General features: G+C 40.0%; 22 protein-coding genes. 4 read left to right on the forward strand and 18 right to left on the reverse strand.

Annotation, left to right across the window (positions count from 1 at the left end; translation table 11 throughout):
* Positions 1–9: 9 nt before the first annotated feature.
* The 6 genes from MKY99_RS20240 to MKY99_RS20265 form a co-directional block, all read right to left on the reverse strand.
* Positions 10–921 carry an ABC transporter permease subunit gene (locus tag MKY99_RS20240; protein ID WP_042189918.1) on the reverse strand — a complete coding sequence of 304 codons (912 nt, stop codon included), beginning with the start codon at positions 919–921 and terminating at the stop codon, positions 10–12.
* 68 nt (positions 922–989) lie between these two features.
* Entirely contained in the window at positions 990–1,913 is a 924-nt protein-coding gene (locus MKY99_RS20245) for an ABC transporter permease subunit (protein ID WP_042189920.1), read from the reverse strand.
* Between the two features lie 113 nt (positions 1,914–2,026).
* Positions 2,027–3,631, reverse strand: a complete 1,605-nt coding sequence (locus MKY99_RS20250) for a glutathione ABC transporter substrate-binding protein (protein WP_339266029.1) — start codon at positions 3,629–3,631, stop codon at positions 2,027–2,029.
* 89 nt (positions 3,632–3,720) lie between these two features.
* Complete coding sequence (locus tag MKY99_RS20255; protein ID WP_339266031.1) at positions 3,721–4,725, reverse strand: asparaginase; 1,005 nt, start codon at positions 4,723–4,725, stop codon at positions 3,721–3,723.
* 28 nt (positions 4,726–4,753) lie between these two features.
* Positions 4,754–5,911 carry an ROK family transcriptional regulator gene (locus tag MKY99_RS20260; protein WP_339266033.1) on the reverse strand — a complete coding sequence of 386 codons (1,158 nt, stop codon included), beginning with the start codon at positions 5,909–5,911 and terminating at the stop codon, positions 4,754–4,756.
* Between the two features lie 507 nt (positions 5,912–6,418).
* The gene (locus tag MKY99_RS20265) at positions 6,419–7,081 is read right to left on the reverse strand and encodes an MgtC/SapB family protein (RefSeq protein ID WP_042189928.1); all 663 of its coding nucleotides are present in this window, start codon (positions 7,079–7,081) and stop codon (positions 6,419–6,421) included.
* 208 nt (positions 7,082–7,289) lie between these two features.
* Here MKY99_RS20265 and MKY99_RS20270 point away from each other — a divergent pair, with 208 nt between their 5' ends.
* On the forward strand, positions 7,290–8,255 hold the full coding sequence (locus MKY99_RS20270) for a nitronate monooxygenase (protein ID WP_339266035.1): 966 nt from the start codon (positions 7,290–7,292) through the stop codon (positions 8,253–8,255).
* 116 nt (positions 8,256–8,371) lie between these two features.
* Here the strand turns inward: MKY99_RS20270 and MKY99_RS20275 are convergent, their stop codons facing one another.
* Positions 8,372–8,587 (reverse strand): hypothetical protein, encoded by a 216-nt coding sequence (locus MKY99_RS20275; RefSeq protein ID WP_339266038.1) that lies wholly within the window; start codon positions 8,585–8,587, stop codon positions 8,372–8,374.
* A 349-nt stretch (positions 8,588–8,936) separates the two neighbouring features.
* Here MKY99_RS20275 and MKY99_RS20280 point away from each other — a divergent pair, with 349 nt between their 5' ends.
* Together MKY99_RS20280 and MKY99_RS20285 are read left to right on the forward strand one after the other, a co-directional pair.
* A complete protein-coding gene (locus tag MKY99_RS20280) occupies positions 8,937–9,335 on the forward strand; it encodes a DUF2871 domain-containing protein (protein ID WP_042189934.1) in 399 nt (132 codons plus the stop codon).
* 190 nt (positions 9,336–9,525) lie between these two features.
* A complete protein-coding gene (locus tag MKY99_RS20285) occupies positions 9,526–9,954 on the forward strand; it encodes a VOC family protein (RefSeq protein ID WP_042189935.1) in 429 nt (142 codons plus the stop codon).
* 87 nt (positions 9,955–10,041) lie between these two features.
* Here the strand turns inward: MKY99_RS20285 and MKY99_RS20290 are convergent, their stop codons facing one another.
* The 4 genes from MKY99_RS20290 to MKY99_RS20305 form a co-directional block, all read right to left on the reverse strand.
* Positions 10,042–12,384 carry an ABC transporter permease gene (locus tag MKY99_RS20290; RefSeq protein ID WP_339266042.1) on the reverse strand — a complete coding sequence of 781 codons (2,343 nt, stop codon included), beginning with the start codon at positions 12,382–12,384 and terminating at the stop codon, positions 10,042–10,044.
* 2 nt (positions 12,385–12,386) lie between these two features.
* Positions 12,387–13,160 carry an ABC transporter ATP-binding protein gene (locus MKY99_RS20295; protein WP_339266045.1) on the reverse strand — a complete coding sequence of 258 codons (774 nt, stop codon included), beginning with the start codon at positions 13,158–13,160 and terminating at the stop codon, positions 12,387–12,389.
* Between the two features lie 165 nt (positions 13,161–13,325).
* Positions 13,326–14,594 (reverse strand): HAMP domain-containing sensor histidine kinase, encoded by a 1,269-nt coding sequence (locus MKY99_RS20300; RefSeq protein WP_339266047.1) that lies wholly within the window; start codon positions 14,592–14,594, stop codon positions 13,326–13,328.
* A gap of 3 nt (positions 14,595–14,597) precedes the next feature.
* On the reverse strand, positions 14,598–15,281 hold the full coding sequence (locus MKY99_RS20305) for a response regulator transcription factor (RefSeq protein ID WP_076300532.1): 684 nt from the start codon (positions 15,279–15,281) through the stop codon (positions 14,598–14,600).
* Positions 15,282–15,347: 66 nt separating this feature from the next.
* On the opposite strand from MKY99_RS20305, the gene MKY99_RS20310 reads away from it, so the two are divergent.
* Positions 15,348–16,610, forward strand: coding sequence for a serine hydrolase domain-containing protein (locus MKY99_RS20310; RefSeq protein WP_339266049.1), 1,263 nt, complete (start codon positions 15,348–15,350; stop codon positions 16,608–16,610).
* 34 nt (positions 16,611–16,644) lie between these two features.
* Here the strand turns inward: MKY99_RS20310 and MKY99_RS20315 are convergent, their stop codons facing one another.
* The 7 genes from MKY99_RS20315 to MKY99_RS20345 all read right to left on the reverse strand — a co-directional run bounded on the left by MKY99_RS20315 (position 16,645) and on the right by MKY99_RS20345 (position 22,925).
* A complete protein-coding gene (locus MKY99_RS20315; protein ID WP_339266051.1) occupies positions 16,645–17,004 on the reverse strand; it encodes a hypothetical protein in 360 nt (119 codons plus the stop codon).
* Positions 17,005–17,276: 272 nt separating this feature from the next.
* Positions 17,277–17,420, reverse strand: coding sequence for a hypothetical protein (locus MKY99_RS20320; protein WP_156113154.1), 144 nt, complete (start codon positions 17,418–17,420; stop codon positions 17,277–17,279).
* Positions 17,421–17,514: 94 nt separating this feature from the next.
* Positions 17,515–17,742, reverse strand: a complete 228-nt coding sequence (locus MKY99_RS20325; RefSeq protein WP_339242538.1) for a hypothetical protein — start codon at positions 17,740–17,742, stop codon at positions 17,515–17,517.
* 14 nt (positions 17,743–17,756) lie between these two features.
* Positions 17,757–18,818, reverse strand: coding sequence for a TIGR04066 family peptide maturation system protein (locus MKY99_RS20330; protein ID WP_339266054.1), 1,062 nt, complete (start codon positions 18,816–18,818; stop codon positions 17,757–17,759).
* The gene (locus MKY99_RS20335) at positions 18,815–20,182 is read right to left on the reverse strand and encodes a radical SAM protein (RefSeq protein WP_339266056.1); all 1,368 of its coding nucleotides are present in this window, start codon (positions 20,180–20,182) and stop codon (positions 18,815–18,817) included. The genes MKY99_RS20330 and MKY99_RS20335 overlap by 4 nt, the downstream gene beginning before the upstream one ends.
* A gap of 1 nt (position 20,183) precedes the next feature.
* Positions 20,184–21,971, reverse strand: coding sequence for an ABC transporter ATP-binding protein (locus MKY99_RS20340; protein WP_339266058.1), 1,788 nt, complete (start codon positions 21,969–21,971; stop codon positions 20,184–20,186).
* Positions 21,972–22,127: 156 nt separating this feature from the next.
* Complete coding sequence (locus tag MKY99_RS20345; RefSeq protein WP_076300537.1) at positions 22,128–22,925, reverse strand: hypothetical protein; 798 nt, start codon at positions 22,923–22,925, stop codon at positions 22,128–22,130.
* Between the last annotated feature and the right edge of the window lies 1 nt (position 22,926).

The raw sequence follows: 22,926 nt of genomic DNA on the forward strand, positions 1-22,926 counted from the left end.
TGTCCCTCCTTAGTTTTTCATTTTGGGATCAAGAGCATCGCGCAGTCCGTCCCCGACCAGGTTAAATGCAAGTACTGTCAAAAATATAGCTAAACCCGGAAAATAAACGATATGTGGAGCTATACTTAAATAATCGCGCCCCATGCTTAACATTGCCCCCCAATCGGGCTCCGTTGGCTTCGCACCCATTCCAAGAAAGCTCAGTGACGCAGCGGCTAAGATTGCCCCGCCAATTTTCATGGATAGATTAACGATGATACTAGGGACTGTTTCAGGAAAAATATGTCGCCAAATGATTCGACGATTCTTTGCACCCATTGAACGGGCAGCTTCAACAAACAACGTTTCCTTCGCAGACAATGTTACGCTCCGAATAATGCGGGCGAACGAGGGTGTACCGAAGACTGCAACGGCAATCACAACGTTGGATAAACCAGGCCCAAGTATAGCGACGATCCCAATGGCAAGCAGTAAATCAGGGAATGAGAACAATACGTCACTGCCACGCATAATAATCCGATCCAGCCAACCGCCATAATATCCACTGACAAGACCAAGGATGGTTCCAAGTACACCTGCTATCAATACGGAGCTCAGACTGACCGCCAAAGTCAACCTTGTACCATCAATTAAGCGACTTAGAATATCACGGCCGTATTCATCCGTTCCCGCCCAATGCTTGGCAGACGGACCCTGCATTAGCGCATCATAGTTCGGTTCATCAGGATTATAAGGGGTCAGAAATGGCCCGAAAATGGCAATTAAAAAAAGCAATATGATAAAAAATGCAGCCACAAGGGGCATCTTTTGTTTGCTGAACTTGCGAATAAAAACACCCGCGCGGCCTTTTGTTTTCTCCGGGGCTATTACCTCTCCGGGTATAGGAGAATTAGTTCCCATTACCGCCGAATTGTCGCTCATGATATCCCTCCTAATCCTATATTCACCCTATAGAAAACTATCGTAATTCTGCCTCTCAGTTACTCTAGCTACTGAGAAAACCTGATTTTCGGATTGAGTACGCCATACAATAAATCTACAATTAAATTGATAAGGATAAATTGTGTTGAAAACAGCAGCAGCAAAGCTTGAATAACTGTATAATCCCGGAACAAAATGGAATCCACCAGCAGTCTACCAAGGCCAGGAATACTGAACACTGTCTCAACCATTACCGATCCACCAAGCAAGAACCCAAATTGAAGTCCAGCTACAGTAACGACCTGTATAAGAGAATTGCGCAGCGCATGCCTGCTAATAACAACATACTCGCGTAAGCCTTTCGCACGTCCAGTACGGATATAATCCTCCCGTAACGTTTCTAGCATCGATGACCGTGAGTAACGAGCCAGCATCGACATAATTCCCATTCCAAGTGTAATGGAAGGAAGAATATACGACTTCCAGGAATCTACACCACCGGTCGGAAACCATCCAAGCTCTACCGAGAAAATTTGAATGAGTACCAAACCTAACCAGAATCCAGGAATCGACATCCCCGAAATGGCTGTCAATGTGCCTAAGTGATCAGGCCATCTATTACGATAAACCGCTGAAATAACACCAATTAGAAGACCAATGACAAGCGCCCAAGCCATGCTGAGAAACGTTAACCACAAGGTAGGCATTATTCTACTTTCTAGCATATCGGTTACTGGAATCCCTGATCGAATCGAATTGCCCAGATTACCACTTAGTAGATCGCTCATGTAGTTTATGTATTGATTCCACAGCGGCAGATTGAGACCTAGTTGCTCTTGAATGCCATGAATCTCTTCAAGTGTGGCGTCTTTACCCGCAATAAGCCGGGCCGGATCGCCCGGAATTAAGTGAATAAACAGAAAGACTAATACCGATACAATGAATAGCAACGGAATAACCCCGAGGAGTCTTTGTAAAGCATATCTACCCAACTCATAAGCCCCCTTCAGTATCGACAAATGATTTAGTTGAGGCCGCTTCCTACCATTCTTAAGAAGCGGCCTCGTTCAATTCTTGGGAAATTAAATCTTGCGTTTGACTTGAATTATTTCACTTCTGCATTTAGGACATTAATGGAACCATCCGGGAAGACTTTGACACCTTCCAGATTCGATCGTTTGCCTGAGATGATTTGGTCAACGCCCATGAATGCCCACGGAGCATCTTCCCATACTGTTTTTTGAATATTTGCATAAATGGATTTAGCCGCTTCCGGATCAACAGATTTGTTTGCTTCAGCAATCCATTTATCTACATTTTCATTTTTATAATAAGCTGTATTCGAGCCAGCTGGTGGGAACATTTCACTACTGAACAAACCTCTAGTAGCACCATCTGCATCACCGGAGGATGGAGACCAGCTGACATACCACATTTGAATTTTTGCTTCTTCAGGTGTTTTAGCAGCGTTAATTTGGTCGGATAAAGTACCGCCTTCCATGGACTTCACTTCTACTTTAATGCCTACAAGCGCTAGCTGTTGTTGGATAAATTGCATACCCTTCATAGTTTCAGATTCATTCTCACCCCAAATTTCGGTTTCGAATCCGTCAGGATATCCCGCTTCAGCAAGCAATTGTTTAGCTTTTTCAATGTCATAGTCATAACCTGTTTGTGGGGAATAATATTGTGTTTTGGATGACATCGTGGAATCAAGCTTAGCGCCAAGACCCGATTTCACCACCTTGATATACGCATCTTTGTTGATAGCATAGTTAATGGCTTGACGTACCTTTACATCATCGAAAGGTTTCTTCATCGTATTCAAAGTAACATAACGAACAATGGTTGAATCGATGGTATCTATAGTAATTCCTTCAAGGCCTTCAACCTCGGATACTTGCTCGGTAGGCATTGGATAAATGAAATCAGCCTCTCCAGTCTTCAGCATCGCAATCCGTGATCCATTTTCTGGTACGGGTCTAAAGGTTATACTATCCACTTTCGGCAAGTCCTTTTGCCAGTAATCCGTATTCTTCTCAACAACTAGACGATCACCTTGCACCCATTCTTTGAACTTAAACGGACCCGTTCCTACAGGTTTTTTCGAAATATCAGCTCCGTTTTCTTCTAAAGCTTTCGGGCTAATAATAGGTGCCATAGCAACTTTATTTAAAAATGCGTTGTATGGCTCGCTGAGTGTAATAACCACGGTTTTGGCATCAGGAGTCTCCACTTTTGCTACCTTTGCAAAGCTTTTGCGCAGTCTCAGATTGTTCTTCTCATCTTGAATACGGGCGATGTTTACTTTAACCGCTTCAGCATTGAAGTCAGTGCCGTCTTGGAATTTAACGTTCTCTTGCAAGTTGAACGTGTAGACCAACCCGTCTTCACTTATGGAATGGCTAGCAGCAAGGACAGGAACTACGTTCATATTCTCATCAAAACCCATTAGACCTTCGTACATCGTTCTGGCAGCGCTGATTGAATGTGTATCGCTTGCGTTATGAGGGTCCAGCGTAATAAAGTTAGCATTGATGGCAATTACAATGTCTTTATCATTTTTTGTAGTTGGGGTGCTAGTTTCCGTTCCACCAGCGGTATTGCCGCCTTGTCCCTCGTTGTTCGCTTTGTTGCCGCACCCTGCAGTCACTACTACTGTAATAAGCAGCAGCATGAACATTGACCATACTTTTCCTTTTGCTTTCATGTTATACACTCCCCTTTAGAAACGATGTATTAGAAAAGCTCCCAGTCCAATTATTCATGAGACTTGAAGATTATTCTCGATCTTTATAATCAGACTTCCCATTGGAATACAGCACGGCGTTCGCCTACAACTGTGCCGCCATCATTAACAATAGTGTTCGGCACGAGTGCATATAAACGATCAATCGTATCTTGATTGCTATAGCCTAAACGTTCCAGAATCGATGCGATGATACAAGGCCAGACTTGCTCAGAACCATCGGATACTTTTAGCGAGATACCGATTCGTTCCTTTCGGAGTCCAATCCCATATACACCTTTAGCTCCGCCCTTTGCCGTCAGATTATCATCCTTTAGTAGCTCTGAGCAGACGAATTTCGTATCTGCAATCATCACCGGATTATCGTTCATAAGCTTTGCAGTCGCAGCAGCTGCGTTACGTATTTCCGTATTCTCAATCAAATCAGGACAGGCTAGCTTTAAATATGAATAAGCGATTTTATGAAGAGGGAGTGCGAAGATAGGAAGACCACAGCCATCAATCCCTTGAGGAATGGATTCCTTCGATACTTCTGCGATATAAGCCATGATATCAATGATCTCCTGTTGCACGGGATGGTTAGGATCATAATAAGTATCTATATCCCAACCCATATATTTACTAAGGCCCATTAACCCTGCATGTTTACCTGAGCAATTATGAAAGATTTTACGAGTGGGCTCATTCGCCCGATGGCGTTCCGCCTTAGCTTCCTCATTCAGTGGGTATGTAGAACAACAATGAAGTCCCTCTTCTTTTAATCCCATTTTGTGAAAAAGAGATTCAAGTGCTTCAATATGAAAGGCCTCTCCCCGATGCGAAGCAGTAAAGAGTGAGGCTTCCTTACTTGTCAAACCGTAAACTTCATCGATCCGGCGCTTCATAACCGGTAAAGCTTGGAATGGTTTAGCAGCTGAACGAAGATAGGTCATATGCTCCGGATTACCTGCTTTATACAAAATATTACCTTTCTCATCGACCACGCTAACTGCACCATAATGGACATTCTCCAGTAAGCCACCGCGATATTCTTCTACTAATGTTGTAAACCCCATCTGTACAACCTCCTTCGATGTAATTATTTTAATCCAATGCGAAAAAACGATTTTGCGATAGTAGTCCAGATCCGATAATTACACCATTCTCGTTCAACATCGAACGATGAATGGAGAAAGACCCACGAAGGGGTTCCCATGTGAAGCGTGAAAGATATAGCTTCTCGACTGCTTCATAAATATCCGGAAATTTGTCTACGAGTTCTCCACTCAGGATCACACTATCGGGGTTATACATGCATACGACATTGTTGATTGTAATCGCCATATACATGAGCGCACGCTCGATCAAATGAACCGCCCAATGCTCTCCTGCATCCTTTGCTTCAAATAACTCCTCGATCGTGCGAATCGGACGAATCCGATTGGCTTCCGACAACAATGAACTGATATTTATATAGGTCTGTAAGCAACCCGCCTTACCGCACTCGCACATCATTCCGTTAGGATCCACTGTCGTATGCCCTATTTCACCAGCACTGTTCATCACCCCGCGATAAATCTCTCCCTCAAGGATCATCGCCGAGCCAACGCCTTGCCCGAAGCCCAATAGTGCGGTACGGACAGATCCAACAGCAGCGCCTTTGAGGTGTTCAGCAAGAGCTCTAACTTTCAACTCATTATCTACAGCAATTTCAAAACCGGTTAGTTCCTTTAGGCGTTTTGCTAAGGCAACATTCTTCCATCCAAGCTGAACAGAGAAGACAACAATACCTTCTTCGTTATTCACAATGCCAGGAAGTCCAACGCCAATACCGACGATACGCGTTCTGTCAATCACATGCTGCTGCGTCAGTTGTTTAATCGCTTCATTGATTCGTTCCAGTGTCTTGTCTGGACTCTCGTCCGGAGTACGCGAGTATTGCCTGCTGCAGAGAAGCTTACCTTGCAAATCTACGATACCTACAATCATAAGACTGCGATCCAGCTCAACCCCAACCGACAATACAGAAGCGTCAACCATAGCTAGCAACGTTGATTTCCGACCTAATCCTGACGATACCTGATCCGAATCCAGTAGATAGCCCTGTTCAGTTAATTCCCCAACAATTCGACTTACAGTTGTAGGACTCATACCCGTTTGTTTGGCGATGGAAGCGCGAGAAATTGGTTGTTGATTTTTTATGATTTCGAAGACCGTCAAACGATTTTGCCGCTTCATAAAATCCTGATCGTGCTTTTTCACAGACATTCTCCTAATTATTTTCTTCAGTGCATTAATCAAACTAATAAAACTATAAAAATAAGAAAAAATTTGCCAATTAAGCTACGCTAATGTATTATTTGATTAAATTTCAGTTTAGTTTCTCCAGTGATGGGATTAATAATAAAGGCTCATTGATTGTATGTCAATATAAATGACATATTTTTTATTCGAAATAAATGAAAGCGTTTAATATGTGATTTTTATAACAATCTCCAATAAATATATAACACAAACATAACACAAAAGACCAAAACCGCTCTCATAATAGACCGAGCGGAAACTATAAATAGGAAAAACTTAATTTAGAGGTGGAGGAAATATCTTAAAAACAAAAGAGGTTTGGGGTCGATGCAGAAGTTTTGTGAATCTGAATATTGGAAAAAAGGTAGAATCGTGCGCGGATTGATAGTGAAATGGAGATTGCACCCGCATCAAAAGCAAGTTCTTCATATAGAAACCAACTTTTGATGCGTAGTGTTAAAAAAATTATTGAAATTCTACTGCCTTAACAGACGCGTCCTCTTGTATCAGTGACAACAATTTCACAGCATTAAACGATTCAGGAAATTTTACGATAATTTCTAAATTCAATTCGGAGGCAAGACTATTATTTTCAGCGTGAAAGCTTAAAATGGTAATATTTTTTTCTTCAAGGAGCTGTTGAATTCTACTCACGGCTCCTTCTGAATTAGTCAGACAGATCACAATCTGTTGCGTTTTCGGTGAGGCCAGCCAACTGTATCGGCCATGCAAAATCTTTTGCCCGAGTAAGATAATAATCGTTGCTCCTCCACCAAGAATATATAGGCCCGATCCAATCGCCAGCCCTAGTCCCGCCGTTGCCCAAATCCCCGCTGCAGTTGTCAGGCCCTTCACAGTGTGTCTATGCATGAAAATCATTCCTGCACCAAGAAATCCCACTCCACTTACTACCTGGGCAGCTATACGTGCGGGATCGAGCTTAACATAGGACCAATCAGCTTGATCCTGAAATCCATATTTTGAAATGATCATCATAAGTGCAGCACCTAAAGCAACAATAAAATGCGTTCTAACTCCCGCTTCTTTCATCCGACTTTTTCGTTCAAAGCCAACTAAAACACCACAAATTCCAGCTCCAACTACACGAAGCAAATATTCAAACTCCATACATAGTCCTTCTCTCCTTATAATATTGCTATTTATTGTATCATAAACGGATTTCTATATTTCCCCCTCCTATAATATGAACATGATATTTAACATAGTTTGAGCATGCGCACAGTCACATCTGCAAAGATTTAACTGTGATACCTTTATAACTGTTACTCCAGTAGACATTTTATAACGGTCTACAACTAGTGAAAGAGGTGCGTATATGAAACTGCCAACAATCCAATTTGGGCATATTAAATCCAAGGTTCCTGTAATTCAAGGGGGTATGGGCGTAGGCATATCCTTAAGTGGCTTAGCTGCTGCTGTAGCCAATGCAGGCGGGATCGGCACCATTTCCGGTACAGGAATCACCACTGATGAACTGAGAATGCATATTCGCAAAACAAGAGAGCTCTCAAAAGGGATTGGATATATCGGTGTGAATGTTCTATTCGCGATGAAGGATTTTGCTGATAAAATGAAGGTCGCTTTGGAAGAAAAAGTGGACTTTATTATTTCTGGAGCCGGGATTTCCAGAGATATTTATGCTTGGGGTAAAGAGTATGGTACTCCTGTGGTGTCTATTGTTTCCTCCGCCAAATTAGCCAGAATATCCGAAAGACTTGGTGCCTCTGCAGTCGTAGTGGAAGGATTTGAAGCCGGAGGCCATTTGGGCACAGAGAGATCCATGTTCGAAATTCTTCCTGAGGTTGTAGAAGCCGTTTCGATTCCGGTTATTGCTGCTGGTGGGATTCTGACGGGAAATGATATCGCAAAAGCCCTTCGGATTGGCGCTTCTGGTGTTCAGATGGGGACTCGTTTCGTGGCGAGCCATGAATGTGATGCTCCTTTGGCCTTTAAACAAAAATATGTAGATGCTCAGCAAGGTGATACTATTCTAATTAAGTCTACAGTTGGGCTAGATGGCAGAGCGATTCGTAATGAATTCACAGAACGTATTAGTGATGATGCCAAATTAAAAATAGCAAAATGCTCTAATTGTCTAAAGGTATGTTCGCATCGCTTCTGTACCATGGAATCCCTGCTAACTTCGCTTAGAGGAGATGTTAAGAACGGATTAGTGTTTGCCGGGTCCAGAGTTCATGAGATTAAAGAGATATTGTCCGTACAGCAGATTATCGACAATTTAATGTATGAGTATCAAGGAGCATTGAACCCGGTAACTTAAGATTGTAATAGGATACTTATGGGATGATAAAGTTAAAAAAAGAACCCTTTGTTGTATGCAACAAAGGGTTCTTTTTAAAAGGCGTTGTTTATAGTTGACACTATATCAGCATAACCTTACATCATTCCACGAGTACTAGAAATGCCCTCTTGTTGATGACAGCTCTTATACATTTGTTCTAGCTCGGAATCACCTAAGTTAGGATGTCTTTCTTTCATAAAGGGCAACATCTCTTTAAAAGTGCTTGGAGCAAACCCGGCAGCATAAGCTGCTGTTCCAATTCCAAATGACAAAATAACAACACAGATTACTGCAAATACTCCTCTTTTCAAAAAAACCATCTCCTACTTTATAATACGGAAAAAATCAATACGAAAAAAATTTGCTGAAACCAACATGCACATCAGACCCATTCCCATAACTAGAATGGCTATGATCCAATCCGCTTTTTTCATATTCATCCTCCCGTGCCATCGAACACCCTGAATTCAATGAATAGTGGGGTTCAATAATATTAATGATTATAGATGAATATTGTGTGGAAACTATGTGGGACATGCTTAAGAGATTAATTTTTGTCAATTCCGTGAAATTAATCACTATATAATCATTTGTTCATACTGCGTTCTTATTTGAAAGATATGATTTCAATATAACAATAAACATAAAGGAGTCATGATCATGAAAAAATTGTATTACACGTCTTTTTTCTATGCCATTCTTGGTTTGATAGCAGGTGTTGCTTATCGTGAAATTACCAAAATGAATGATTTCGAAGGAAACACCATCTTAGTTGCACTTCATACTCATATCCTTGTACTGGGCTTCTTCTTCTTTATAATCGCATTGATCCTAGCCAAGTTATTTAATATCCATGAAGCTAAATCCTTTGGCGCATGGTACATTGTATATAACATTGGTCTCCTGATCACGATCGGTACTATGGCCACTCGCGGGATGCTGCAAATTAACGGGACTGATATCAGCTTCTTACCGCATATTGCGGGTCTCGGTCATGCCATAGTAGGTGCTGGTATCATTTGGCTACTAGTTCTGCTCGGTAAACGAATTAAATCATAGGAAAAAAGCCGCTGGATCATATTCCAGCGGCTTTTTTTGATTAGTCATATTTAAGTTCATACCAAATGAGACTATAAGTATATTTGTTTATACACTGGTAAATGATACAATATGGAAGTCGCGAGATATCTTAAATTTTAACTTTAAACCATGCTTTCGATGCCAATAAAACTTTTAAGGAGTGAAGTAAATGTCTATCGATGTTTATCTGAATTTCAACGGGAATTGCCGTCAAGCCGCAGAATTTTACGCGGAGGTATTTGGCGTTGAACGTCCACAAATCATGACCTTTGGCGAAACACCACCTGATCCCAATTTCACTCTTCCTGAAGAAGCCAAAGATTTAGTTATGCACACTCGCTTGAATATCGAAGGCAGTAATGTAATGTTCTCTGATGTTTTTCCGGGCATGCCTTTTGTGGAAGGAAATAACATTAGTCTTTCGGTAGTTAGTAAGGATTTGGATGGCATAAAGAAATATTTCCATAAGCTTAAAGAAGGCGGAAAAGTAGGTATGGAATTACAAGAAACCTTCTGGAGCTCGTGTTATGGTAGTCTAAAAGATAAATTCGGCATCGATTGGCAATTCAATTATGATGACGGACGAATGAATATGTAATAAAAATAACAACGAGTATGGAGTGGCTGTGGAACCTATTAATACAGGTGCAGCCTATCTCCAGCTCGTTGTTTCTTGTTCAAGCTCTTAGTCCATAATCAAATCATATACACTGACCTTCCGAATCCGTCTTGCAACTAACATGGATACCACATAAGCAACAACTAGAATGACAGCACACAGTAGAAGCACTTGAGGCAGACTAACCGCCAGTTGAACGTTATAAATGCCTAGACTTGAAAGCAATAATACAAACGCCGAATCCGAGAAAAAATAACCTGCTAAACTCCCCAATAATACTCCAACTACAATCACCGGAAAAAGACTGAACGTAATCTGTGTCATCAAATTAAAGGTCGTATATCCGATACCTTTAAGAATACCGAATTCCCGCTTACGTTTCATAATCAACGTCTTAATCACCAAATACAAAATTAAACTAACCACTATAATCGTGACCGCAGTAATGACTGCTGTCATAGAAGATACTGCTGTAGTGAATGTACTAAGCGTGCTTTCTAACATATCTAAAATGTTCGTTACATTCCATTGTCCAGGGAAACGCTCTTCAAGCTTTTGGATGAACGCTTGAGGATCTTCCCCTTCCTTTAAGTACACATTAATGGACTGGACTGAGTAATTCGGCTGCAATTTTCTCATTCCATCTTCTGTTATGGTAGCTACCATACCTAACTGATTAATCTGCTGGCTAAGACCAGTCACCAAATAATTTTGGGTTACCCCATTAAACGTAACTGGAATCTCGTCCCCAATCGATTTATTTTTCATTTTTGCAATTACACCGGATATCGCAATTTCATTATCAAAAATGGGCTGCCTACCTTTATAGACCGTCTGCGTCTCCAGCTTGGCATAATCATCAGATACACGGATCATAAAACTGGAATCATCTATAGAAGCTACTCTACCTTCCAATATGGAGATCTTCTGAACCTCAGACATGGCCTCTACTTCTGCAAATATCTTTGGATCATGATCAGCTTTTTTTAGATCAAGTTGCAAATTGGTACGTTCTAGACCCACTAAATCTAAAACGGCTGAAGTATCCCCTTTAAAGTTAAAATTAAGGATGGAGCAAAATATACTCGAAAAGGTCAACCCTGCAACGATCAGCACGATCATAAAATTCTGCTTGGTCTGTCTAAATAAAGACTTCAGACTTAAGGCGAATTGCAAATTCAATGAAGTGCTCGCTAGCGGAAAATGATTTTTCTTAAAATTGTGGGTAAGAAGCCCGCTCTGAAGAGCTGCTATCGGAGTAATCCTTCGAATCTTTCTACTAGACAGGTAGGCAACTAAGAGAATCAGCACCGTAACGATAAGCAAACTCAACAAAGCACTTAATAATTCAAAAGTTGTCGGCCACAACAGTCCAACCGAAGACGAAATCATATTACCTACTAAGGGCATGACTAGAACAGAAATCAAACTTCCCGGTATGGAGGCCATTATAGATACTGAGACGAACTGTAACAGAAATGAGGATATGATCTGCCTTGACGTATAACCGTTCGCTTTCAAAACACCGATGTTGGTTAGGTTATCCTCAATATTCCCGAAGATCTGAAACCTGATCACAATCAACGAGATTACAACCATAATCAATGCAAATACAATCAGAATAGCGGCTAAAATATTCACAAAAACGCGGTTACCTTCGAGCCCCACATCAGTTCGCATGACTAAAAATGAACTTGTGTTTCCAGATCCAAAAATCTGTTCACTCAACTTTTGCTCCAGCTTGACTTCTTTCGCCCGTTCGTTTAATTGTACAGATAAAAAATTAAATTGAACTTCTTTCCCAAGCCGTTCCTCTAATTGCTTATAACCTTCATCGTTTAAAAATATTTTCAAAGCCCCATTCGTCAATGTCCCAAAAAGGGGTTCCTCCGTAAATCCACCGATGGTATAAGTGAATTTGTTGTTATCGTATTCAAACGAGATCGTATCCCCAAGGTTATACCCTGAGCCTCCGTGAAAGATATACGGCAAATAAATTGTATTTTGATCCGCAGGTTCCAACCGAGAAGTGGTATTAAATAGTCCCATAGAGCGCTGCGAATCCTTATTAAGAATCAAGAAAGCAATAGCTGTATTGTTTCCCCCGTAGTTTATCTTTACATCAGGTAGCAGAAGCGCCGCCTCATTCTCCCATGTTTCAGTATAAGGATAGCTATCCACCAGAGATTCATAATTCTTCACATTCTCATTTAAAGGAAAATAAGCGGTGATATCAGGTGTATTTAGCTTCGATATTTTTTCTTGCTGAAAAGAATTAAGCTTCAAGCTGACCGTGAGGCCAATGTTCAGCAGCAGCGCAGCAATCATAATCAATACGAAGAGCGTAATCGTTGCACTTTTTCTTTTACGAATATTGGACCAAGCAAGCTTTCCTATTAAGCTTCTCATCCCTACCACCCCAATTCGGTCAGAAAGGACTGTAATTGCTGCTGCCGTTCAGGTCCACTATCTTCGCTATAAGGGGAAAGGCGCAAATCTCCGATGACTACCCCATCCTGCAGATACAAGATCCGATTACCACGCAGCGCAGTTTTGAGATCATGGGTTACCATAATTATGCTTTGCCCCTGCTTATTTACCTCGGTTAGGACACGCAGTACCCCTATTCCTGCTGAGCTATTTAACGCTCCAGTCGGCTCATCCGCAAAGACCGCTTTTGGACTGTTGATAAGGGCCCGGATAATACCGGCACGCTGAGCTTCTCCTCCTGAAATTTGCGCTGGAAACTTACCCCAGATGGTGTCATCCAGGCCTACATCTAAGAGCAGCTTTTTGGCTTTTTCCACAGCCCTAGCTCTATCCTTTTGGACAAGAAAAGCACTTGATAATACATTGTCGAGGACACTCATTGAATCGAGCAGATGGATCTGCTGAAACACAAATCCACAATTCTTCCGCCGGAATATCGCCAGCTGATCATTACTCATCGCCGTAATATCTTGACCTTCAAACAAGACCTCTCCAAGCGTTGGCTTATCCATTCCCGAAATGGCATACAGCAGTGTTGATTTACCAGAACCAGAGCTGCCCATGATAATCGTGAAATCACCATGATATAAGGTCAGATCCAGATTTTTTAATACATGCTGCTGAGTTCCTCCATGGGAAAAGGTTTTTCCAAGCTTATGGGTCTGCATCAATACTTTATTATTCACTTCGTTCATGTTGAACACTCCATTTACGTTCATGCTCATTAATTACGCTAATAGTAACCCTAGCTCTACGCACAATATAATGGCTGCAATTACAGACTCATTCGTAATTGCAACCTAATCGTACGTTAAATGTTCTTAACATGTCTTTGTGCAATCCTTAGCGAATTCTTAATTCTATCCTGCTAAAGGAATCAGCAGCTTTACAGTAAATCCATCCTCCCGATTGGAGCATACAATGTCGCCCTGCATTTTTTGCATCATATAACGAGAAATGTACAGACCTAGACCTGCACCGTTCTGGCTCACGGCCAGACTGCCCCTAAAGAATTTATTGAATATTAAAGGCAATTCCTCCTCAGGGATACCCGGACCATAATCCAGAACATCAATCTCCAGATAATGATCCCTAATCTCGAATTGAATATCGATGGGTGTACCGGCGTAGGCATACTTATAGGAATTGTTCACAACATTATCGATGACCTGCTGCAGCCGTAAGGGATCCACCATAATGATGCAGTCTGGCACAGATGCAGCTGAAATCCGTTCGTAGAAGTTCACATTATTTATAATTTGGGTCAGGAGGTGACTATTCTCCTCCGTTAAGCTGACGTTTAGTTCATTCAGTTCCTCCAAGGTGGAATGGAACATGTCTGTGACCAGACGATCAATCTGATCCGCTTTGGAATACAAGGTATTTAGCTGTCTGCTTGTCTTCTCATCTCTTGCGCTTAATAACATCAGTTCCGTAATCGCCTTCATCGAAGCGACGGGTGTCTTAATATCATGACTGAGACTAGCAACCAGCTCCTTCTTACTCTTGTTCGCTAAATATTCACTGTGCCTAGCCGCCGCTAGCTCTTCCCGCATCATATCGAAGCTTTCGGTAAAAGCACCAAATAGATGATTACGATCCATCTCCAGAGGCACTTCAAGATCGCCTCTTGCGATATGGTTTGCGAATAGCTGCATTTTGCGAAACGGACGAAGAATGGATCTATTCAGGAACCAAATATAGAGGATGCCTAAAATTGTAAGCAAAAGCAGCATCGCAACAGAAACTTGTATAAATTGTTGTTTCATATGTATAAAAATCGTACGGTAATCATTATTAATAATTACTTTACCCACCAGCTGATCCCGAACAACAACATCAACTAAGGTATCCCGATTATTGATAGCTTCGTTAACGCTAACGGAAATCGCATTTTCAGTCTGATATTTAAGTTCACCAGAAGTATCAATAATGGCGAAATCATAAGGACTTTCCTTGTACAGTTTCGGCTCAAGCTTATCCCAATGCTGCTCTGTAAGCTTAACAATGGTATTGATCGCCACTCGGTCTGTTGAGGTCTCCACTTTCAAATTAAATATCAGCAATAAGAGAGTTATACTTGCAGCGAGTATAGTGAGCATCAGAGCTATCAGCAGTTTTTTAGTCATAGCTTATTTATCCTCAAAAGCATAACCGATGCCCCATACGGTACGGATGTACTGCGGATCGTTAGGATTCTGCTCAATCTTCTCACGAAGATGACGGATATGTACATTTAAGGTGCCATCTCCCGCAAAAACATCCCCCCATACCCCTGTAAATAGCTCCTCTTTAGGGATTACCCGATTTTTATGCTGGATCAAAAACTTTAGCAATTTATATTCCATTGTTTTCAGCTTGAGGGGTACGCCGTTAAGACTTGCCCTTCTGAGTTCGGGATCAATCTGGATGGGTCCGGATTCAAGAAGGGAGGACTCGGCTACAACTTCGTTGTTGTACCGTTTAAGCACCGCCTTTACTTTTGCCAGCAGCACTCTCAGGGTATATGGCTTATGAATATAATCATCTCCCCCGATATCTAGCGCAATTAATACATCATCCTCACTGGAGCGGGCACTAATAAACAGGATGGGAATCCCGGTCGTCTGACGCAGTTCTTTGCATAACTGGAAGCCGGATTCACCACCTAAATTAATATCTAGGAGTAACATCGACACCTGATGCTCACTCAAAAAGCTCCGACAGGCATCGGCGCTCGTAACAAATGCGGTTTGAACATCAAACAAATTAAAATATTCGCAGGTGGTCTCCGCAAGCTCAATTTCATCATCAATAATCAAACAATCATATCTCATCGATTTCTCTCCACTTCAACTGAATTTATTATTATGTTAGAATATGCCTTTAAGGAGGGGTTACCTGTGGATACACAGTTCCAGCGTCTGGAGCACTATTTAGATAAATACGAACAAAGCTGGCCATTAAGTGGCACAGTCTTAATAGCTCAGCGTGGAGAAATCGAGTTACATAAAGCGTACGGATATGCGAATCTTGAACATCAGGTCCCCAACACTTTAGATACCAAATTCCGGATCTGGTCACTTACCAAATCATTCACTGGCATGGCTATCCTGATGCTAAAAGAACAAAAACGTCTCAGACTGGAAGATCCAATCCTAAAATATCTCCCTCAGCAGCATGCACTAGAGGGGATTACCATCCTTCACCTGCTGGGACATACCTCTGGTATAGCCAACTACACTTCCATACCCGAATATAATCAAAAATTAAATAAGCTAAAGCTGACTCCACAGGAGATGTTACAGCTATTTGTGAGTCAGCCCCCTGCATTTATGCCTGGCACTTCATTTGCCTATAACAACTCAGGTTATTATTTGCTGGGGATGATTATTGAGAAGATTACAGGGATGACATTTGAAGATTATATCACTACTTTTATATTACAGCCTCTGGGCATGGTAAATACAGGAGTTTATAACAATCAGCAGATTATTCAAAAATTAGCCTCACCTTATCATTCTTCTTGGGGAGAGTATACTCAGGGGGAATACATAGATATGAGTTCTATCTTATCTGCTGGCGGGATGTATTCGACCGCTGCCGATCTTTTCCTGTGGGATCAAGCCTTATACTCCGATCAATTAGTGTCTCATAACACCCTAGAGATGGCTTTTCATTCCAGTAACCTCAAATATCGATTTGGTTGGTTCTTGGACGAACGTTTTGATCGAAAAAGAATGTATCACGGCGGTGCCTATCGCGGCTTCCGAAGTGAACTGCATAGATACCCTGAAGATCAAACAAGCATAATCATGTTGACTAATTATGATTGCGTACCCGTCACTAAGTTAACAGAATCGCTAGCTGGATTAGTCTTCGGCGAACCTGTAAGGGTGCCGATCTCTCCGCAAGCCTACCCGCTTGATGATAGCATTTATGCTTCTTATATGGGAACCTATGAGGGATATGGCTGCAAAGCGAGCGTGGAGCGTAGTGGGCAAGATTACTATTTTGTCTGGAATGATGTAGAAGTCACTCCCTTTTATCCAATCTCGGAAACAAGATTCCATCATACGAAGCATGATTCAGAATATGAATTTAAGCGGAATGTACAGGGTGAGCTTTCATTTCTGGGAATGCATAAAAAACAAGACAAGTCTTAAATAGACCTGTCTTTTTTTTTTGTTTGTGTTTACGCTAGGCCTTAGCTATAATGATGAACTCAGCCAGAAGCACAAGTAGGGCAGTAGCAACGCCAAGCGAATTAATTACCGTTAAAGCATCTGGGTAGCTTTCTTTCTTAAATTGCGAGAATAAAGATACCATCCATAATACACTGAAGAATAATGCGACCAATCCGGAAATAGCCTCACTATCCACTTTTCTGCTCCGCATAAAAAATCCTACAAGGCCAACAACGGTAAAAATCATGTATATAACAAGCTCTATGGATGTGATGACAATCGCCTCGCCTGCAGAGAACAAATGCATTAACATGTATTGAATCCCTAAACAAATAAACACAAGCTGGTTAAAAGAAACTTTGTTCACTCTCATAGCTTATCTCCTTTTAATTTAAGTAAACTGCAATAAAAAGATAACGCTTTCATTATATCTATAATTAAAATAATCCTCTGTGACTTTCAGTACTCTTCCGATATCAGCCCAATCAAAAACAAGCCCTGAACAAAAAAAATCTCCTGGCAATATGGTTGCCGGAGATTTTAGATTAGAGTTTAAATGCTGACATAAAGGATGTATCCAAAACAGCCAATTTTCTAATAAAACTTCATCAAAAACAGGATCTCAATTAATGATGCATAAATCCACTAATTTTTAACTGCATTCAAAGCATCTAATTGGTCACTATGTCTTTTTTCTGTAAAAATAAGGCATAGGCACATACACCAGCAAGCTGCAAATGTAGAGACCATAGGAGCTACTTGTTGAGAAGCGTTTTTATTCAGTTCCATTGTTTAGTCCCCTCCTTTCAGTTTGTCATAGGGTCTGTTTTGAATACATCTCTTATGTCAGCATTGAGAATGATAGAGCGAAATTTCTATGCCACTACTTTAGATGTTTCGGTATAACTTCAATAAGTTTTTCTACAGTTAAGTCTTTGATTTCACGGATAAAAGAATCATTGATTTGGAATCCTAGTTCATTCTCGAGATCTGTTAAAATATAAATGATATTTCTAACAGAAGTTACACCTAATAGATTGGTCGTTCTATCGAATTCTTTGACATAATTTTTGACTGTTTCTTCTATAACCTGTTCGTTTAGATACAACAACTCCTTCCCCTCCTTTAAATCATCGGAATATTATTTTGCAGCTCACTTATAATTCTTCTAAAAGCCTCTTCCTGACTTGTAGAATTAGAAAGATTAAAAGTATACATCCCCTCTTGAGAATAGGAATTGTTTTCCATTGAGTCTCGATAATCTACAGAATAGTATTCTAGTTGTCTTGCTTCTGGATTATATAAACAAACATTCTCAGAAATATGATAGTAATCAATATTAACGCCATATTTATATAAACAAGTGGACTTCATTTCTTTCAAATGAGATTCTTCGTAATTTCCGTTATACAAACTTAATATTGTGATATCTGGTGTGACTGCATTACTGATTAGGAAAGGTATATACCCATATCCATTGGGAACTGAAGTGCTATACTTAAGAATGCTTCCTGGAACTCCAATAATAATGACATCTGGATTCTCAGCTTGTTCTATATATTTAATATAGGCATTCATACTCTCGACCTGTTCTGAAAACGTTAGATCATTGCCGTCTATAATGTCTGGGATTGTATGGTATCCCCATAATCTAGATAGTGCATTGCTGGAAATCAAACTCATCTTATATCCCGAATTGCGAAAGTTTTCACTTAGTTTAAGCTGCAAATTCCATTTTCCGCAGTTTTCCCCCATCCCCATAATTAAAATAACTGGGACGTCGATACTCGCTAATGCATTCTGTTTCGATATAGAAGGATGCTCTAGATCCAGACACTCCCAACCCTCTATGGTTGATTGGTTTAATACAGTTTTTAATTCAGACACGTACATAATATGCTTTCCCTTCTCTTCTGCAAGAGAAGTTAACCGGCAGTAACCTGATTCATCAACTTGAAATTGAGGCTTACATAATAACAGTACGTCAACTGAGTTAATCAGATCATTTAAATAAAAGCTCTCTTCATCACATATTAAAGTCTTTTTAGTGTCGTCCACTTCATCGAATGACTCCCAGCCTTTTGGAACTACGGCATACATCAGCTCGAAATTCTGAAGCTCACTTTCTGTTAGCAATAAAGGTATCAGACCTTTGTGAAAAGGGTAAACCGCCAGTTTTTTCTTCACAGTGAAATATCCTCTCTTTTAAACTGATATTTAAATTCCCTCATCATCGTATAGTTCTTCAAATTCTCTAATGCCGACGCTTTAACCCTGTTGCATTTGCTAAGCTTATAGCTTTCTGAATAATGTTCATCCTTTCCATTATCCGCTGCAGCGGGGCATATAGAGCAGCAATGAAAGGCCCAGCATTCTTTACAGTGTTGTTCCGTAACTGCTCCAACATTCAAAATTTCTCGAACCTTTTTAATATCAAAACCATCCTGAAGATTTCCCATTTTCATTAGTGAAGAATTTTCATCTATACGCTCACAAGGAAATAAGTTACCGTTTACATCTACAAAAAGTTTTTTCAAGCCTGGTATACAAGTCCCGCTAGGATGAGCAATTTTCGGGGTCTCATTGATTGGCGAAAGAAACTCTTTGTAGCTATAAATGGTTTCGATATCACGTTTATGATAGGCCACAGGCTCTTCTTTTACTTTTCCTAGCAGCAATAGATATGCCTTCAAAGCTTCGTAATTTCGTTCTTCAAAATAAGCCTCACCATAAACGAATTCCGTCTCTGTATAGTTCATGGATAGTGTATTAAAGTTAACTTTAGAGAGGTCACTAACTCCTTCTCCCGCTCTAAAATAATCAAAGATCTCTTCAAACTTACCATCTGGACTAATAACTGTATTGAACTTCAGTTTTTGATATAGATCAGGATAGTTATCTCGAATATGTACAATATTACGATATACAATCTCATAGGAACCACGTCCATTTACAAACGTCCTATTTTCATTATGAACATCCTTCGGTCCATCCAGGCTAATCATAATGGATATGTTAAAATCACGAACGTCCCTTGCAAAACTATCATCCAGAAGTGTGCCATTAGTAGTCATACCAAAGGAAATTTCTTTGCCGCTGACTTTTTCCTGTGTATATTTCATAGTATCTATGATGAGTTTTTTTTCAATCAAAGGCTCCCCACCATAAAAAGCTACATGCAAGTGGTCCACGTCTTTAGAATGGGCTACAAGGAAATCAATCCCTTGCTGCAGAGTATCCCAGGTTATATTCAGGGCAGAATGTGAACGATTATTATAAATTTCATTGCTTGAGTAAGGACAGTAACCACAACGCAAGTTGCAATTTTGAGACATTTGAAAAGTGATTGAGTTAACACAGCGCTCTAACTGGTACTCCAACATTTGACTTGCCGGATGCTCAATTTGTAGAATCGGAGATTCAGCTAAAAGCCCTCTCTTTTGAAAATCTTTAAGCACATTTACATCAGCTTCCTCATAACTGCCTTCAGAAATATGACTTAACGCTTCATACTGATTCTGTTTGATTTTATAAATACTGTTTCTATTCATGTCATAGACGTAATGTAGATTCGCTCTCGTTTGAAAAGGAATAAAAGGCATCCGGGGTTTCCTCCCTTTGAGTACTAGTAATCATATCTCTAAAACTCTCCTGAGATGTATACAACTCATCAAAAGTTCCTATCCCAAGAACCTTGCCACCATTTAAATAAATAATCTTATCTAATCTCTTTAATACTTCCGGTCGATGCGTGATAATGATAGTCATCATATAACGATCTGAAGACAACAGTTCCTCGTTAAAAACCTGCTCCGAATAATAGTCATAGCTTGAGGTTGCTTCATCCAATAGCAGAATTTTTGTATCCTTACGTGCTAATGTTCGGGCAAGTGCTATTTTTTGTTTTTGTCCACCCGATAGTTTAGCGCCATTATAACCAATTCGAGTGTCCATTTTTTCGGGTAGGTCTTGGATAAATGAATATGCCCCTGACTGTTTGCAGCTTTCCAATATCTCAGTAAGTGTAAGCTCTTCAGAAATGTTGATATTGTTCGCCACAGTATCATTGAAAAGATAATTGTTTTGAGCCATCAAGCTCCATATTGAGCGATAGGATTCAAAAGTATACTCTTTCACATCTTTATCGTTTATTTTGATGATGCCTTCAGTTGGCTCATAGAATCTTAGCAGCAGATTTACAACAGATGATTTGCCGCTGCCGTTCAAACCAATAATCGCTACTTTCTCACCTTTTTGAATGGTAAAATTCACTTGATCCAGAGCTTTTTCATTCTCATAAACCAAGGATACGTTTTCGAATTTCAGATCATTGATAGATATTGATTCTAATAATTCCTTCGCTTCCGGTTTATCAATTTCAGCATCGGTATTTAGAAATTTTAAAAACCGCTCAAAGGCTGGTTTCACGCTGGATAATTGCGTAATCAAATACGATATGATAGTAATTGGTTCAAATACCAATGATGAGTACGAAATGAAAGATACCAGACCGCCAATGGTGATTTCATCTTTTTGGATTAACCAAGCACCGTACAAGTAAAGACCACAAGTAAACAATGTCGTCATAAACGAACCCGATATACTATCAATAAATCCATAACGCATTAACTTGGATTTAGCATTTTTACTTCCATCCAGATTCACTTTCAGTTTCGCTAGTCGTTTTCCAGTAATCCCCCATACTTTTATCGCTTCAATGCCACTAATTGCATCCCCTAACCATTCTGAGAAATTTGATTGCAAGTGCATAATGATTTCATATACCTTTACTTGCTTTTTATATAAAAAACTGCTAATTAGCATTTTGACTGGAATTGTAGCGAGCATAACTAGAGTTAATTTCCAGTTAATATAAAACAATGCTGTTAAGCCGGCGAAAACTTTAAATAGATTAACGAAAGATGTTAAAAATTGCGTGTCTGTCAAAGACGATATGTTGGCGATATCTTGAAAAAGCTCAGACATCACTACTGAGAAATTTCTGTCTTTAAAAAATTTCGTGCGTACGGATAACACATGTTTACAAGCTTTCTTATTTAAGTCATATGGTATTCTCACACTTATTTCCTTATAGTAATAGAATTGAAAAATACCAAGTAATTGTTGGATAAGGAATACTAAAAAAATTAGCCCTACGTATTGAATAACTCGATAAAAATCCAAACCTAGAATACCAATGTCAATAAGTTGCTTGGTAAACCAAGGAGTCAAAAAGCTCCCTATAGAAGTCACCAACATAACAATACTGATTATCCAAATGTTTTTACGGTAAGGATGAAATAACTCTTTAATGCTGATCCATACTACATTGTATTTCATTTCACATAACTCCCCGCAACATATACTGAGACTAGCCTCATCCCATCTCAATACCAACAAAAAGAACAACAAAAACTACAATAGCTAGCAACGCACCTACAATAACGATCGTTTTTGGTGATCTATTACCCCTGTCCATTTCAATTCCTCCTTTATCTACGCGTGTATATCTCTTTTTCCAAACGAAATATAGGTGACAGACAAACTAATAGCTATGATAATCACAGGAATCAACACCACTTCCATAAAGCTCTTTGCTCCGGTTAGGACTATATGTTGTGAATTAACGACGTAGATTCCGGAAAACTTCATAACCTGAGTCGTTAAAGCATGGTCTGAAATCCCCCTTAACAATGCGGAGGAAGCATCACGGAAATAACCGGATATCATGAAGTCTCCGAATATAATTAGAAAAGTTACAACCACCGCTGAAGCCGTTCTTTTAATAAGAATACCTACCATAATGATTAGAGCAGCATAAGCTGATAAATAAAGGATATTTAATCCCAGTACACGGGAAACTTGAATCAAGTCAGCAGAAAAATTACGATTACCGATGTCAGTCCCAATTATCAAAGCAGCTATCATATAAGCGAGATAAAACACTACTGTAAATTGTAAAATCCACCATATAATAATTTTAAAAACAGAAAGGTATTTCCCCGTGATATAGATAAACCTACTTTGTCCGGAAGCCAGGATAACTTTGATAGATCCATATTCAAATCCTTCGGTTGCAAAAAAACATACGTAAACTGGAATAATAAAATAAAAAAATAAAGATAAAGGTGTCACAATCGTTAAGGGTTCCGCGAGATTACCGATTTCAAAACCACCTTTACCGCCAATCCAGATTGCTAGTACCAGACTTGCTATAAGGAACAGAAGAGAAATTCCCTTAAACATGATATCCCTTCTTATAAAGTAAGACTCAGCTTTCAGAAAATCCCTCATT

This window comes from Paenibacillus sp. FSL R5-0470, assembly GCF_037975205.1.
Lineage (GTDB): Bacteria > Bacillota > Bacilli > Paenibacillales > Paenibacillaceae > Paenibacillus_AQ.